We start from the raw sequence: 13,754 nt of genomic DNA, 5'->3' as shown, positions 1-13,754 counted from the left end.
AGGCGGATTATCGCTGTTTTGGTAACAAAGATTCGCAGGATTATGCGCTTATCGCCAGTCCGGCGGCCCCCTAGAATTGCCCGGCCTCATCCACTTCTCGGGAAATCGCAGCTGTGCCGCGTCGCATCATCGGAGCGCTGAATGCGCTCAGTGCCTGTGCCCTGAGCCTGACCTTGTCAGGCTGTATCGGAACCTGGGGCATCGCCCCGCAAACCCAGACGCTGCAAGCCAACACCCTGCTCACCGACCACGCCATCGCCGAGGCGGCCACCGACGCCCACTGGCCGCGCCAGCAGTGGTGGCAGGCCTATGGCGATCGCCAGCTCGATCGCTGGCTGGAGCTGGCCATAGCCGACAGCCCAAGCCTGGCCATGGCCGCCGCGCGGGTCCGCGAAGCGCGGGCGCTGGCCGGAGTCAGCGAAGCGGCCGAGCAACTGCAGGGCAATGGCCAGGCAAACCTGAAACGGCACAACTGGCCAGAGGATCAGTTCTACGGCCCAGGTGCGCTGTCGGGTGCCAACACCTGGGACAACAACGCCGGCCTCGGCTTGAGCTACGCCCTCGACCTGTGGGGCGGCGAGCGCAGTGCCAGCGAGCAGGCGCTCGACCTCGCGCACATGAGCGTGGCCGAAGCGCGGCAGGCCCAGCTCGAGCTGGAAAACAACCTGGTCAAGGTCTACATCCAGTTCGCCTTGCACTTTGCCCAGCGCGACATCGTTCAGGCCGAGCTTGAGCAGCAGGAGCAGCTTGTGGTCCTGGCCAGGCGTCGCCTTGACGGCGGTATCGGCACCCATTTCGAAGTCAGCCAGGCCGAGGCGCCGCTGCCCGAAACCCACCGCCAGCTGGATGCAGTCAACGAGGCGATCGCCCTGGCGCGCAACCAGTTGGCCGCGCTGGCAGGCAGAGGCCCGGGCGATGGCGCGCAGTTGCAGCGGCCGACTCTGGCCCTCGCCGCGCCGCTGCAATTGCCCTCGACACTGCCTGCCGAGCTGGTCGGTCAACGCCCGGACGTAGTCGCCAGGCGGTGGCAGGTGGCGGCTCAGGCGCGCGGTATCGAAGTCGTCCACGCCAGCTTCATGCCCAATGTCGATCTGGTCGGCAGCCTGGGGTTCATGGCCACCGGCGGTGGTGCGCTGGCGTTTCTCACCGGGCGCAAGTTCAACTACAACGTCGGCCCGGCGATCAGCCTGCCGGTGTTCGATGGCGGCCGCCTGCGGGCACAATTGGGGGTGGCTTCGGCGGGTTATGACGTGGCGGTGGCGCGCTACAACCAGACGGTGGTCGGCGCGTTGCAAAGCATCTCCGACCAGTTGATCCGCCGTGAGTCGATGCATGAGCAGGCGCACTTTGCCGAGCAGTCGGTGGCCGCCGCGCAGAAGACCTACGACATTGCCCTGGTGGCCTTCCAGCGCGGCCTGACCGACTACGTCAACGTGCTCAATGCGCAGACATTGCTGTTTCGCCAGCAGCAGATTCAGCAGCAGGTGCAGGCCGCGCGTCTGACTGCTCACGCCGAGCTGGTCACGGCGTTGGGCGGGGGTTTGCAGGCCGGGGACGACGTGCCCGCGCCAGCGCAACAGGCCGCGCCGAAACCGCCGGCCAGCCTGGCCATCGTCGATCGTCTTGGCGACCGCCCATGAGCCTGCTCTGGAACTGGCTGCACAGCCTGGAGTGGCGCCGCGGCTTCTTTGCCTGGGCGCGCACCGACGGCGTGACCTGGGTATACATCTTCAAGGTGCTGGTGGCGGCGTTCATTACCCTGTGGCTGGCCATGCGCCTGGAGCTGCCGCAGCCGCGCACGGCAATGATCACCGTGTTCATCGTCATGCAGCCGCAGAGTGGGCATGTCTTCGCCAAGAGCTTTTACCGGATGTTAGGCACTTTGGCTGGCTCGGCGATGATGGTCGCGTTGATTGCGCTCTTCCCGCAGAACAGTGAGCTGTTCTTGCCTAGCCTGGCGCTGTGGGTCGGCCTGTGCTCGGCCGGGGCCATGCGCTATCGCACCTTCCGTGCCTATGGCTTCGTGCTGGCCGGCTACACCGCAGCGATGATCGGCCTGCCGGTGCTGGAGCATCCTGACCAAGCCTTTATGGCGGCGGTGTGGCGGGTGCTGGAAATCTCCCTGGGCATCCTCGTGTCGACCCTGGTCAGCGCGGCGATCCTGCCGCAGTCGGCCAGCGCCGCCATGCGCAATGCTTTATATCAGCGCTTTGGCGTGTTTGCCGGGGTGGTGGTCGAGGCGCTACGCGGCAACACTCAGCGCGACCGTTTCGAAGCCAGCAACGTGCGCTTCATCGCCGAGGCGGTGGGCCTGGAAAGCCTGCGCAACGTCACCGCCTTCGAAGACCCGCACATGCGCCGCCGCAGCGGCCGGCTGGTGCGCATGAACAGCGAGTTCATGGCCATCAGCACCCGCTTCAATGCCCTTCATCAACTGCTTGAACGGCTGCGCGCGCGTGGCCCGTCGCAGATTGTCGGTGCCATCGAGCCGGGCCTGGAAACCCTCGTCGAACTGCTCGAGCCCTACGTTGGGCGCGCCCTGACCGAAGCTGACGCATTGCGCCTGACCCTCGAACTGGCCGCCTACAAGGATGGCCTGCAAGCTCAGGTGCGCGGCCTGCGCAGCGAGTATCTGCAAACCCATCCCAGCGAGGCTGAGCTGCTCGATTTCCATACGGCCTTCGAGCTGCTCTATCGCCTGGTCGACGAGATGTTCAGCTATGCCCAGACCCACGCCTCGCTGTCGGCACACAGCCACCAGCGCGAGCAGTGGGACGAACCGTACGTGTCGCGGACCAACTGGCTGGTGTCGCTGGCGGCTGGCCTGCGCGCCTCGGCGGTACTGCTCTTGCTCGGCAGCTACTGGCTGCTCAGCGACTGGCCGAGCGGGGCGATGATGACGTTGATTGCGACCGTGACGGTTGGCCTTTCGGCTGCTTCACCAAACCCCAAACGCATGTCGTTCCAGATGGCCTGCGGCACGTTGCTCGGGGCCTTCATCGGCTTTTTCGAAACCTTTTTCGTGTTCCCCTGGATCGACGGTTTCCCGCTGTTGTGCATGGTCCTGGCGCCAGTGTTCGTACTTGGCGCGTTTCTCTCGTCGCGACCAGCCTATGCCGGTTATGGGATCGGCCTGCTGGTGTTCTTCGCGATCGGCTCGGTGCCGAACAACCTGACGGTGTACAACCCGTACACCTTCATCAACGACTACATCGGCATGCTCCTGGGCATGCTGGTCTGCGCCGCCGCCGGGGCCATTATCCTGCCGCCGAACAGCCGCTGGTTATGGAGCCGGCTGGAGCAGGACTTGCGCGAGCAGGTGCTGTTCGCCATCGGTGGGCGCCTGCGCGGGCTCGGCTCGGCCTTCGACAGCCGCACCCGCGACCTGCTCCATCAAGCCTACGGCCTGGCCGCCGGCAAACCGCAGGTGCAGAGCCAACTGATGCGCTGGATGTTCGTTGTGCTGGAAGTCGGCCACGCCGTGATCGAGCTGCGCAAGGAGCAGCACAACGCGCCGGTCCACCCGGCCTATGCCGAGTCGCAGCCGTGGCGCCAGGCGATCCGCGTCATGGGTCGTGCCCTGGCGCGGTTGTTCCTGCAACCGAGCGCCAGCAACCACGAACGCGCGCTGGTCGCCGTCGACCACGCCATCAGCCGTGTGCAGGCCACCGACGAGCCGTTCGCCCGACACTTCGACACCTCGCTGCTGCGCCGTGCGCAGAGCTACCTGCACTTCATCCGCAGCTCGCTGCTCGACCCTCAATCGCCACTGGCGCAAGGACTGCCGCATGCCCCGTGAAATTGCCTTCCATGGCGTGTACATGCCAACCATGACCGTGTTGTTTCTGCTTGCCGCGGGCCTGGCCTGGGCCCTTGACCGGTTTATCGCCAGCCATGACGGCTACCGCTTCTTCTGGCACCCGGCGCTGCTGCGCCTGTGCCTGTTCATCTGCCTCTTCGGCGCGCTGGCGCTGACTGTCTACTGGTGAGAACCCCTCGATGAAAAAGTTCTTCAGCTTGATCGCCACCCTGCTGGTGCTGGTCGCCGCCGTGGCCATCGGCCGCCAGCTGTGGCTGCACTACATGACCACGCCGTGGACCCGCGACGGCCGCGTCCGTGCCGACATCATCAATGTCGCCGCCGATGTGCCGGGGTATGTCACCGATGTGCCGGTGCGCGATAACCAGCGGGTCAGGAAGGGCGATGTGCTGATCCAGATCGACGCCGAGCATTACCAGGTGGCGGTCGACCAGGCCAAGGCGCTGGTGGCTTCGCGCAAGGCCACCTGGGAGATGCGCAAGGTCAACGCCAAGCGCCGGGCCGACCTCGACAACCTGGTGATCTCCAAAGAAAACCGCGACGACGCCAGCAACATCGCCAACTCGGCCCAGGCCGATTACCAGCAGGCACTGGCGCAGCTGGCCGCCGCCGAGCTGGACCTGAAACGCACGCGCATTCTCGCCACCGTCGACGGCTACGTGACCAACCTCAACGTCCACCGCGGCGACTATGCACGCACTGGCGAGCCGGTGATGGCGGTGGTCGACGAGAATTCGTTCTGGGTCTACGGCTTTTTTGAAGAGACCAAGCTGCCGCACGTACGGCTCGGCGATCAGGCCGAGTTGCAGATGATGAGTGGCGAGCGCCTCAGCGGCCACGTCGAGAGCATCGCCCGCGGCATCTACGACCGCGATAACCCGCAAAGCCGCGAGCTGATTGCCGATGTCAACCCGACCTTTAACTGGGTGCGCCTAGCCCAGCGCGTGCCGGTGCGGATTCATATCGATGCGGTGCCGGAGGGGTTTCTGCTGGCGGCTGGGACGACCTGTACGGTGGTGGTTAGGCCTGGTGGGTAATAGCGAACGCGATAGTGTCCATTAATGCCGGGGGCGCTGCGCGCCCCTTTCGCGACACAAGGCCGCTCCTACAAGGAACGCGTAAGTGGATCGCGCGCGGTCCCTGTAGGAGCGGCCTTGTGTCGCGAAAGGGGTGCGTAGCGCCCCCGGCATACTCGAACCATACGCAAGCTTCTAACCCGCCACCCCCACCAGCACTGGTATCTCGACCCGATCCAGCACCTTGGCGCTGATCGATGGATCCAGCAGCCGCCCCAGCCGTGACAGGTGGCGGTGGCCCATGACGATCAGTTCGCAGTCCAGCGCCTGGGCTTGAGCGACAATGGCATCTACCGGCTGATCGGCACGCAGGCTGCCTTCGGTTGCAAAGCCGGCAGCGCGCAGGGTCTGCACTGCGGCGGCGATGGCAGCCTCTGCGTGTTGCTGCTCTTCGCAGGCAGCCGGGTATTCCTCGCGCTCGGCCTGGGTGAAGGGCGCGGGTTGCTCGTGCACGGTGAAGCTCGAGTCGATCGCCAGCAACACATGCAACTGGTGCAGATCAGGGCGGCAGAAGCGCTGCGCCAGAGCCAGCAGCGTGCCGGTGGCGGGGGATGCGTCGATGGCAATCAGTACAGAGCGGAGCATGTGGGGGTCCTTTAGAGGCGATGTGGCCGACAGGCCATTCTGAGCTTGCCGCCAGCTGTGGATAAATGGCCCCGCACGCACGGCGTCGTTGCGTCTGGCGCAATCGGGCGAGCTGTTAACATGCACATTCCCACAACAATCACGGAAACCGGCCATGCAACTTCCGGACATGAACCTGCTGGTTGCCCTCGATGCCTTGCTCGATGAAGGCAGTGTGGTCGGTGCCGCGCAGCGGATGAACCTGAGCCCGGCAGCGATGAGCCGGACCCTGGGGCGGATTCGCGATGCGCTTGGTGACCCGATTCTGGTACGCGCCGGTCGTGGCCTGGTGCCGACGCCACGGGCGCTCGCGCTGCGCGAGCAGGTCAGCGTGCTGGTGGAGCAGGCCGGGCAGGTCTTTCGCAGTGCCGATACGGTTGATCTGGCCAACCTCGACCGCGCCTTCAACATCCGCACCAATGACCTGTTCATTGCCCTGTACGGCGCCCAGTTGCTGCGCATGATGCATGAGCAGGCGCCGCGCACGGTGCTTCGCTTCATCCCGGAAAGCCCGGGCGGAGACGACGACAGTGTGCTGCGTGACGGACGCACCGACCTGATCATCAGTTCGACCGTCGATCTTGGCCCGGAGATCAAGGTGCAGAGCCTGTTCCAGACGTTCTACATCGGCCTGGCGCGGCAGGACCACCCGATCTTCGCCGAGCCGGTCACAGCGCAGAGCTTTGCCAGTTATCCACAGATCAGCGTATCGCGGCGGGGGCGCGCCAACGGGCCGATCGATGTCGAACTGGCCCACTGCAAGGTGCAGCGGCGGGTGGCGCTGATCACCCCGAGCTTCCACTCGGCGTTGTTTTCCCTGCCCGATTCGGACCTGATCCTGCCGATGCCGGCGAATATTCTCAGCAGTGTCAGCAAGCTCGGCCTGCCGCTGCGTTCGTTCGAGATCCCGCTGGCGCTGGAGCGGGTCAACGTCATGCAGGCCTGGCATCCACGCTTTGACAGCGACCCAGCGCATCGCTGGTTACGCCAGACCCTCAAGGCCTGTTGCGGGCTTGAACCTTGAGCTTGAGACAAATGCGGATTGCGTCTGACGCACTTTAAAGCTGGCGATAAGTCAGTTTTCGTAAGCATTCGATCTTTTTAAAATGCCTCCAGTGCAATTTGTTGCTGGAGATTTCCCTGACATGACCTCGCTTTCCGCCACCCCTGCGGCCACCGCCCCCGCTCAAGCCGCATTTGGCCTGCGCGTGGTGGTCGGGCTGTTCGGTGTGCTGCTGGCTGTGCTCTGCGCCGGGTTGAACGAGGCGGTCACCAAGATTTCCCTGAACGACATTCGCGGCGCGATGGGCATCGGTGCCGACGAGGGCGCCTGGTTGCTGGCGGTGTATGCGGCTGCGTCGGTGTCGGCGATGGCCTTTTCGCCTTGGCTGGCGACGACCTTTTCCCTGCGCCGGTTCACCCTCAGCGCAATTGCGCTGTTTGCCGTGCTGGGCCTGCTGCAACCCTACGCGCCGAATCTGCACAGCCTGATGCTGCTGCGGATCGTTCAGGGCCTGGCCGCAGGCGCCTTGCCGCCCATGCTGATGAGCGTGGCGCTGCGCTTTCTACCACCGGGGATCAAAGTCTACGGCCTGGCCTGCTATGCCCTGACCGCCACCTTCGGGCCCAATCTCGGCACGCCGCTGGCAGGCCTGTGGACCGAATACGTCGGTTGGCAATGGGCGTTCTGGCAGATCATCCTGCCGTCGCTGCTGGCCATGTCCTGTGTCGCCTGGGGCTTGCCGCAGGACCCGCTGCGGCTGGAGCGCTTCAAGCAGTTCAACTGGCGCGGCGTGCTGCTGGGCCTGCCCGCGCTCAGCTGTATCGTGCTCGGGTTGTCGCTGGGCGACCGCTGGGGCTGGCTGGATTCGCCGCTGATCTGCTGGCTGCTTGGCGGCGGCCTGCTGCTGTTGTTGCTGTTCATGTACAACGAGTGGTCCGAGCCGGTGCCGTTCTTTCAGTTGCGCATGCTCTCGCGGCGTAACCTGAGTTTTGCCCTGCTGACCCTCGCCGGGGTGCTGGTTGTTTTATCCGGGCTGGGCTCGATTCCCTCGGCATACCTGGCGCAGATCCAGGGCTATCGGCCGGCGCAGTCCAGTCCGCTGATGCTGCTGGTGGCGATGCCGCAATTGATTGCGCTGCCGCTGACTGCCGCGCTGTGCAACATCCGCGCAGTCGACTGTCGCTGGGTGCTGGCGCTAGGCCTGGGCATGCTGGCGCTGTCGTGCGTGGGTAGCAGCCAGTTGACCTCGCAGTGGATTCGCAACGACTTCTACGGCTTTTACCTGTTGCAGGTGTTCGGCCAGCCGATGGCGGTGCTGCCGTTGCTGATGCTGTCTACCAACGGCATGACGCCGCAGGAGGGGCCGTTCGCCTCGGCCTGGTTCAACACCGTCAAAGGCCTCGCGGCGGTGATCGCAGCGGGCCTGCTGGAAGCCGTCGGCACCCTGCGCCGGCACTTTCATTCCAATCATCTGGTGGACAGCCTGGGCAATGCGCCGTTGCTCGATGACCGCACAGCCGGCCTCGCCCAGCGCGTGCACCAACAGGCGCTGGTGTTGACCTCGGCCGACCTCTACCTGCTCCTGGCCTGTGTCGCCGTGGCCCTGATTTGCCTGATTCCTTTTGCGCCCACCCGGGTTTACCCACCGCGCGCGGTGGCCTGAACCCGACTGAATTCGAGAACACTGAACATGAGCAACAATCGCAAGACTATCGTCATCGGCTCGGTGCTGGCCGTGGCTGTGCTGGCTGCACTGGTTGGGCCGTGGCTGCTGGGCGGCGATCACCGGCAACAGACCAACGATGCCTATGTCAGCGCTGACTACACCATCGTTGCGCCCAAAGTCGCCGGGTTTATCCAGGAGGTCCTGGTCGAGGACAACCAGCAGGTCCAGGCGGGCCAGCTGCTCGCCACCATCGATGCCCGCGACTATGAGGCGGCCTTGGCGGCCGCGCAGGCGCAGGTGCTGGTGGCCAAAGCGCAGAGCGCCGATGCGCGTGCCACCCTGGAACGCCAGGCAGCTTTGATTGCCCAGGCCGAGGCCGCGCTCAAGGCGGCTCAGGCGCAAGCTGCGTTTGCCGAACAGGAGGTCAAGCGCTACGGCCGCCTGGCCGAGCAGGGCGCCGGCACCGTGCAGAACGCGCAGCAGGCGCGCAGCCGGGTCGACCAGGCGCGGGCGCAACAAGCCAACAGCCAGGCGGCATTGATAGCGACGCGCAAACAGGTGGATATTCTCACGGCCCAGCTCGCCAGCGCCGATGGCCAGCTCAAGCGCGCTGAAGCCGGTGTCGACAAGGCCCGGTTGGACCTGTCGCACACCCGCATCACTGCGCCGGTGGCGGGTATGGTCGGCGAGCGGGCGCTGCGGGTTGGCGCCTACGTCACCCCCGGCGCCCGGCTGCTGTCGGTGGTGCCGCTGGAGCAGGCCTACGTGGTCGGCAACTTCCAGGAGACGCAGCTGACCCATGTGCAACCGGGACAGCCGGTCAGCATCAGCGTCGATACCTATTCCGACGTGACCCTCAAAGGCCACGTGCAGAGCATCGCCCCTGCCACTGGAGTGACCTTTGCCGCAGTCAAACCCGACAACGCCACCGGCAACTTCACCAAGGTTGTGCAGCGGATTCCGGTGAAGATCGTGTTCGATGACGGCCAGCCGTTGCTGTCGCGCCTGCGCGTGGGCATGTCGGTGGTGGTCAGTATCGACACCCAGGGCGATTCGCTCGACAGCCAGCAGGTGAGCACGCGATGAGTGCGCTTGTCCGCTTCAGCCCGTTGCTGCTCGCTGTTGCATTGGCCGGTTGCAGCCTGGGCCCGGATTTTCAGCGCCCGGCCAGTCAGGTCCCACAACAGTGGGCTGCCGTGCAAGGCCAGGCTGCCGCCAGCCAGCCCTTGGCCGAACCACTGCAAGTGCGTTGGTGGGAGAGTTTTCACGATGCCAGGTTGAGCGCGCTGATCCAGCGCGTCGCCGCCAACAACCTCGACCTGCAGATCGCCAGTGCGCGCCTGCTGCAAAGCCGCGCACTGCGCAGCACGATTGCAGCTGACGAGACGCCTTCTTTAGGTCTGGATGCCGGCTACAGTCGCGCGCGCAACAGTGCCGAGGGTCTGAATGACCCATCCGGCAATGCCGGCAAATCGGCCTACAACCTGTGGCAGGGCGACCTGGTTGCGGGCTGGGAGCTGGATCTATGGGGCCGGGTACGGCGTCAGGTGGAAGCTGCCGATGCGAGCGTGGCGGTTGCCGAGGAGGATCGCCGCGGCGTGCTGCTGGCGCTGCTCGCAGAGACCGCCGGCGATTACATCCAGTTGCGTGCCGTACAGCAAACGCTGGAGGTGACCGAAAACAATCTCAAGGTCGCCCGGCACAGCTTGCAACTGTCCCGCGACCGTCAGGCCGAGGGCGTCGCGACGCGCCTGGATGTGGCCCAGGCCAGCGCCCAGGTGGCCTCGATCGAAGCGCGTTTGCCCACCTTGCAAGCGAGGCGTGACGACCTGATCAATGCCCTCAGCCTGCTCGCCGCCGAGCCACCGCGCAGTCTGCAGGCCGAGCTGCTGGCGCCGGGCGAACTGCCGGTGCCGCAGCAGCGCTTTGCGGTTGGCTTGCCGTCGGAGCTGGCCGAGCGCCGCCCGGATATTCGTCAGGCCGAAGCGCGCCTGCATGCGGCAACTGCCAGCATCGGCGTGGCCAAGGCGGACTTCTATCCGCGTATTCGGCTGTCGGGCAACGTCGGTATGCAGGCCCTGCAATTGGCGGACTTTGGCGGCTGGGACTCGAGGCGGTTTGCTTTTGGCCCGCAACTGTCGCTGCCGATCTTTGAAGGTGGCCGGCTCAAGGGCACCCTGCAGTTGCGTGAAGCGCAGCAGCAGGAGGCAGCGCTGAACTACCGCAAGGTGGTGCTCGGCGCCTGGCACGAAATCGACGATGTGCTGCGCCTGTATAACGCCAGCCAACTGCGCCGCGATCACCTGGCCGAGGCCGTGCGCGAAAACCGCATCGCCCTGGACACCGCGCAGCAGCAGTACGTGGCAGGCGCGGTGGACTTTCTCAACGTGCTCACGGTGCAGACGGCGCTGCTGGCCAGCGAAGAGCAGTGGATCGACAGTTCGGCCGCCGTCTCGCAGGCGATGGTCGGCTTGTACAAGGCGCTCGGTGGCGGCTGGCAAGCCTTCGCCGAGGCGCCGCCGAAGGCCTGGCTGTCAGAGCGGTCGTAACAGGCCGAAGCGCTTGCGCAGGATGCTGTCGAGCAAACGTCGCGGCAGCAGCCACGTCAGCAGTGGCAGCGCCCGGCTGCCGTTGCCCAGCCGCACCAGGGCCGGCACCGGTGACTTGCCCGCTGCTGCCAGCACGCCTTGGGCGAACTCGGCGGTTGGCGTTGGCTTGTCCTGCGAGGCCCGCGCTCGCGCGCGGATGTGCTCGCGCAGCGGCCACCACGGTGAATCCGCCGCTATCAGGTGTTCAGCCTGCTGCTGGGCGTTGCTGGCAAATTGCGAAGCGATGGCGCCAGGCTGGACTTCCATCACGCGAATGCCGAACGGTGCCAGCTCCAGGCGCAGCGCGGTGTTCAGCGCGTGCACGGCGGCCTTGGACGCGCAATAAGTACCGGCGAATGGCGTCACCAGCACGCCAGAGACGCTACCGATGTTGATTACCAGGCCGCGATTACGGCGCAGCAGCGGGAACAGCGTGCGGGTTACCCCAACCAGCGCGAACACGTTGGTCTCGAATTGCTCGCGCAACGCATCGACACCGCCATCGAGCACAGGGCCCATGGCGCCGTAGCCGGCATTGTTGATGAGGATATCGAGGCCGCCATGGCTGGTTTGCAATTCATCTGCGAGGCGCGTCAGCTCGGCGCTGTCATTGACGTCCAACTGCCGCGCGGTGAAGCCAGCTGCAGCCAGTTGGGCGACAGCTTCGGGCTTGCGCGCGGTGGCCCAGACCTCATGACCGGCATCACGAAAGGCATCGGCAAGGGCGCGGCCGATGCCGCTGGAGCAACCGGTGATCAGGACTGTGGGCATGGCGGGGGCCTGTGGGTTGTGCAAGGTGCTCGATCATACCCCAGGCAAATCAGCCTGCGGCTAGTTGGCAAACGAGCCCTGCAGGCGTTCGGCACGAAACTCCAGGGTCTGCGCGCGGTAGCCGGAGCGTAGTGGCGGCAGCGGCAGGCAGTCGTTCCACTCGGCGCCGGGCTGGAGGTCGCCGGGGCCGCGATAGCGCGGCGTACTGTAGGTGTTTTCGGCGAGGTTTACCGTGTCGCCGGGGGCATAGGCGCCGACCTGCCAGCGCAGTTCGGTGAGCGGCACGCTGTTGGCGTTTTTCATGCTCACGCGCAGGCTGCGGTCGGCTGGGCACAGTTCAGGGGCGTATTGCAGGCGCAGGTCGAGGCGGGCCAGCTGGTTGGATTCGCGGGTGTCCTGCCAGGCAACCCAGAGCGCGATCAGGCCGAGGCCGAGCACAGCAGCAAGGGAAATCGGCAGGGCCTTGGCCGGGTAGCGAATGAGCAGGACCAGCCAGGTCAGGATAAGCAGGGCGCCGATGATCATGGGGAGGGCAAGCCTTGGGTGTGCGGGTTTGGCACATCCTAGCTGAAATAGTGGTGGGGCTGCATGGACAACGCGGTCGCGTGTAGGAGCGGCCTTGTGTCGCGAAAGGCCAGCGTAGCTGGCCCAGCAATGTCAGCGGCGAGGCTGAAAATGCGGGGCCGCTACGCAGCCCTTTCGCGACACAAGGCCGCTCCTACAGAGAGAGACCGTGTCTGGGAAGGTTACTGGGCGATGGTTTTCACCGAAACACCGCGCTCGATCGGCGTGGCGCTGCGGCCGTACACGTCTTCGAAACGTTCGATGTCGTCTTCACCCAAGTAGCTGCCGGACTGCACTTCGATGATCTCCAGCGGGATCTTGCCCGGGTTGCGCAGGCGGTGCACCGAGGCGATCGGGATGTAGGTCGACTGGTTTTCGGTGAGCAGGAACACGTTCTCGTCACAGGTCACTTCAGCCGTGCCCGACACCACGATCCAATGCTCGGCGCGGTGGTGGTGCATCTGCAGCGACAAGCTGGCGCCGGGCTTGACGGTGATGTGCTTGACCTGGAAGCGGCCGCCCATGTCCACCGAGTCGTACGAGCCCCATGGGCGATACACCTCAAGGTGGTTCTGGGTCTCGCTGCGGCCTTGCTTGTCAAGGGTGTTGACCATCTGCTTGACGCCCTGAACCTTGTCCTTGTGGGCAATCATCATGGCGTCCTTGGTCTCGACCACGACGATGTTCTCAAGACCAATCACCGAGACCAGCTTGCCGTTGCCGTGGATCATGCAGTTGTGGCTGTCCTGCACCACCACGTCGCCTTTGGTGACGTTGCCGTTGGCGTCTTTCTCGTGCACATCCCACAGCGACGACCAGCAGCCGACGTCGCTCCAGCCTGCGGTCAATGGCACCACGCAGGCGCGCTGGGTCTTTTCCATCACGGCGTAGTCGATCGAGTTGTCCGGGCAGCAAGCGAAGGTGGCTTCGTCGATGCTCAGGTATTCGCCGTCTTCTTCGCTGCGCTCCAGTGCCAGCAGGCAGGTGTCGTAGATGTCCGGATCGTGTTTTTTCAGCTCTTCGAGGAAGCGGCTGGCGCGGAACAGGAACATGCCGCTGTTCCAGAAGTAGCCGCCGCTGCGGACGAACTCGGTGGCGCGTTTTTCGTCGGGCTTTTCGACAAACTGTGCAACCCGGGCGACGCCTTCCGGCAGCAGGGCATCTTGGCTGGAACGGATGTAGCCGTAGCCGGTTTCCGGTTTGGTTGCCGGCACGCCGAACAGCACCATCTCGCCACGCTCGGCCGCTACGGTGGCCAGCGCCAGGGCACGTTGCAGCGCTTTCTGGTCATCGATCACATGGTCGGCCGGCAGCACCAGCATCAGCTCGTCGCTGCCTTCGTTGACCAGCTTCATCGCGGTGACAGCCACGGCCGGCGCGGTGTTGCGGCCAAACGGCTCCATCAGGATCGCCTGGGTCTGCAGGTTCAGTGCAGTCAGCTGCTCGTGAACGATGAACTTGTGGTCCTTGTTGCAGACCACGATCGGCGCTTGCATGCCGTCGAACACCAGGCGCTCGAGGGTTTGCTGGAACAGCGTGTGCTCACCGGTCAGGGCGAGGAACTGCTTGGGGAACTGTTTACGCGACAAAGGCCACAGACGCGAACCGCTACCACCAGAAAGAATTACCGGAATCATGATGT

12 protein-coding genes are annotated in these 13,754 nt (G+C 65.0%); 8 read left to right on the top strand and 4 right to left on the bottom strand.

Translation table 11 applies throughout. From position 1 onward, the window contains the following. The first annotated feature begins 113 nt into the window (after positions 1–113). From ACQZ2L_RS20020 to ACQZ2L_RS20005, 4 genes are read left to right on the top strand one after another with little or no spacing between them, the layout of a single operon-like run. The gene (locus ACQZ2L_RS20020) at positions 114–1,640 is read left to right on the top strand and encodes an efflux transporter outer membrane subunit (RefSeq protein WP_430327526.1); all 1,527 of its coding nucleotides are present in this window, start codon (positions 114–116) and stop codon (positions 1,638–1,640) included. Next, complete coding sequence (locus tag ACQZ2L_RS20015; RefSeq protein WP_430327525.1) at positions 1,637–3,799, top strand: FUSC family protein; 2,163 nt, start codon at positions 1,637–1,639, stop codon at positions 3,797–3,799. The genes ACQZ2L_RS20020 and ACQZ2L_RS20015 overlap by 4 nt, the downstream gene beginning before the upstream one ends. Next, complete coding sequence (locus tag ACQZ2L_RS20010; RefSeq protein WP_430327524.1) at positions 3,789–3,989, top strand: DUF1656 domain-containing protein; 201 nt, start codon at positions 3,789–3,791, stop codon at positions 3,987–3,989. Before ACQZ2L_RS20015 ends, ACQZ2L_RS20010 begins: the two co-directional genes overlap by 11 nt. Positions 3,990–3,999: 10 nt before the next feature. Continuing rightward, positions 4,000–4,857, top strand: a complete 858-nt coding sequence (locus ACQZ2L_RS20005; RefSeq protein WP_430327523.1) for an efflux RND transporter periplasmic adaptor subunit — start codon at positions 4,000–4,002, stop codon at positions 4,855–4,857. A 174-nt stretch (positions 4,858–5,031) separates the two neighbouring features. Here the strand turns inward: ACQZ2L_RS20005 and ACQZ2L_RS20000 are convergent, their stop codons facing one another. Next, positions 5,032–5,481, bottom strand: coding sequence for a universal stress protein (locus tag ACQZ2L_RS20000; RefSeq protein ID WP_430327522.1), 450 nt, complete (start codon positions 5,479–5,481; stop codon positions 5,032–5,034). Between the two features lie 154 nt (positions 5,482–5,635). Between ACQZ2L_RS20000 and ACQZ2L_RS19995 the strand changes: the two genes are divergently transcribed. The 4 genes from ACQZ2L_RS19995 to ACQZ2L_RS19980 all read left to right on the top strand — a co-directional run bounded on the left by ACQZ2L_RS19995 (position 5,636) and on the right by ACQZ2L_RS19980 (position 10,738). Further along, positions 5,636–6,544: a LysR family transcriptional regulator gene (locus ACQZ2L_RS19995; protein WP_103438520.1), complete on the top strand. Its 909-nt coding sequence runs from the start codon at positions 5,636–5,638 to the stop codon at positions 6,542–6,544. Between the two features lie 121 nt (positions 6,545–6,665). Continuing rightward, complete coding sequence (locus ACQZ2L_RS19990) at positions 6,666–8,186, top strand: MFS transporter (RefSeq protein ID WP_430327521.1); 1,521 nt, start codon at positions 6,666–6,668, stop codon at positions 8,184–8,186. A gap of 27 nt (positions 8,187–8,213) precedes the next feature. Beyond that, positions 8,214–9,275 carry an HlyD family secretion protein gene (locus ACQZ2L_RS19985; RefSeq protein WP_430327520.1) on the top strand — a complete coding sequence of 354 codons (1,062 nt, stop codon included), beginning with the start codon at positions 8,214–8,216 and terminating at the stop codon, positions 9,273–9,275. Further along, positions 9,272–10,738 carry an efflux transporter outer membrane subunit gene (locus ACQZ2L_RS19980; protein ID WP_430327519.1) on the top strand — a complete coding sequence of 489 codons (1,467 nt, stop codon included), beginning with the start codon at positions 9,272–9,274 and terminating at the stop codon, positions 10,736–10,738. The genes ACQZ2L_RS19985 and ACQZ2L_RS19980 overlap by 4 nt, the downstream gene beginning before the upstream one ends. Here the strand turns inward: ACQZ2L_RS19980 and ACQZ2L_RS19975 are convergent. The 3 genes from ACQZ2L_RS19975 to ACQZ2L_RS19965 form a co-directional block, all read right to left on the bottom strand. Next, entirely contained in the window at positions 10,724–11,548 is an 825-nt protein-coding gene (locus ACQZ2L_RS19975) for an SDR family oxidoreductase (RefSeq protein WP_430327518.1), read from the bottom strand. The genes ACQZ2L_RS19980 and ACQZ2L_RS19975 overlap by 15 nt on opposite strands. A 60-nt stretch (positions 11,549–11,608) precedes the next feature. Next, entirely contained in the window at positions 11,609–12,073 is a 465-nt protein-coding gene (locus tag ACQZ2L_RS19970) for a multidrug transporter (protein ID WP_101322052.1), read from the bottom strand. Between the two features lie 221 nt (positions 12,074–12,294). After that, positions 12,295–13,749 carry a mannose-1-phosphate guanylyltransferase/mannose-6-phosphate isomerase gene (locus ACQZ2L_RS19965; RefSeq protein WP_430327517.1) on the bottom strand — a complete coding sequence of 485 codons (1,455 nt, stop codon included), beginning with the start codon at positions 13,747–13,749 and terminating at the stop codon, positions 12,295–12,297. Positions 13,750–13,754: the final 5 nt, after the last annotated feature.

The organism is Pseudomonas shirazensis (genome assembly GCF_050496565.1).
GTDB classification, from domain to species: domain Bacteria; phylum Pseudomonadota; class Gammaproteobacteria; order Pseudomonadales; family Pseudomonadaceae; genus Aquipseudomonas; species Aquipseudomonas shirazensis_A.
Note: the sequence above shows the minus strand (reverse complement) of the source record. Positions and strands in the feature narration are given on the sequence as shown.

Bases quoted from the DNA above. Each gene is read 5' to 3' on its own strand.
- ACQZ2L_RS20015 (WP_430327525.1), top strand. From the start codon at position 1,637: ATGAGCCTGCTCTGGAACTGGCTGCACAGCCTGGAGTGGCGCCGCGGC.
- ACQZ2L_RS20010 (WP_430327524.1), top strand. From the start codon at position 3,789: ATGCCCCGTGAAATTGCCTTCCATGGCGTGTACATGCCAACCATGACC.
- ACQZ2L_RS20005 (WP_430327523.1), top strand. From the start codon at position 4,000: ATGAAAAAGTTCTTCAGCTTGATCGCCACCCTGCTGGTGCTGGTCGCC.
- ACQZ2L_RS20000 (WP_430327522.1), bottom strand. From the start codon at position 5,481: ATGCTCCGCTCTGTACTGATTGCCATCGACGCATCCCCCGCCACCGGC.
- ACQZ2L_RS19995 (WP_103438520.1), top strand. From the start codon at position 5,636: ATGCAACTTCCGGACATGAACCTGCTGGTTGCCCTCGATGCCTTGCTC.
- ACQZ2L_RS19990 (WP_430327521.1), top strand. From the start codon at position 6,666: ATGACCTCGCTTTCCGCCACCCCTGCGGCCACCGCCCCCGCTCAAGCC.
- ACQZ2L_RS19985 (WP_430327520.1), top strand. From the start codon at position 8,214: ATGAGCAACAATCGCAAGACTATCGTCATCGGCTCGGTGCTGGCCGTG.
- ACQZ2L_RS19980 (WP_430327519.1), top strand. From the start codon at position 9,272: ATGAGTGCGCTTGTCCGCTTCAGCCCGTTGCTGCTCGCTGTTGCATTG.
- ACQZ2L_RS19975 (WP_430327518.1), bottom strand. From the start codon at position 11,548: ATGCCCACAGTCCTGATCACCGGTTGCTCCAGCGGCATCGGCCGCGCC.
- ACQZ2L_RS19970 (WP_101322052.1), bottom strand. From the start codon at position 12,073: ATGATCATCGGCGCCCTGCTTATCCTGACCTGGCTGGTCCTGCTCATT.
- ACQZ2L_RS19965 (WP_430327517.1), bottom strand. From the start codon at position 13,749: ATGATTCCGGTAATTCTTTCTGGTGGTAGCGGTTCGCGTCTGTGGCCT.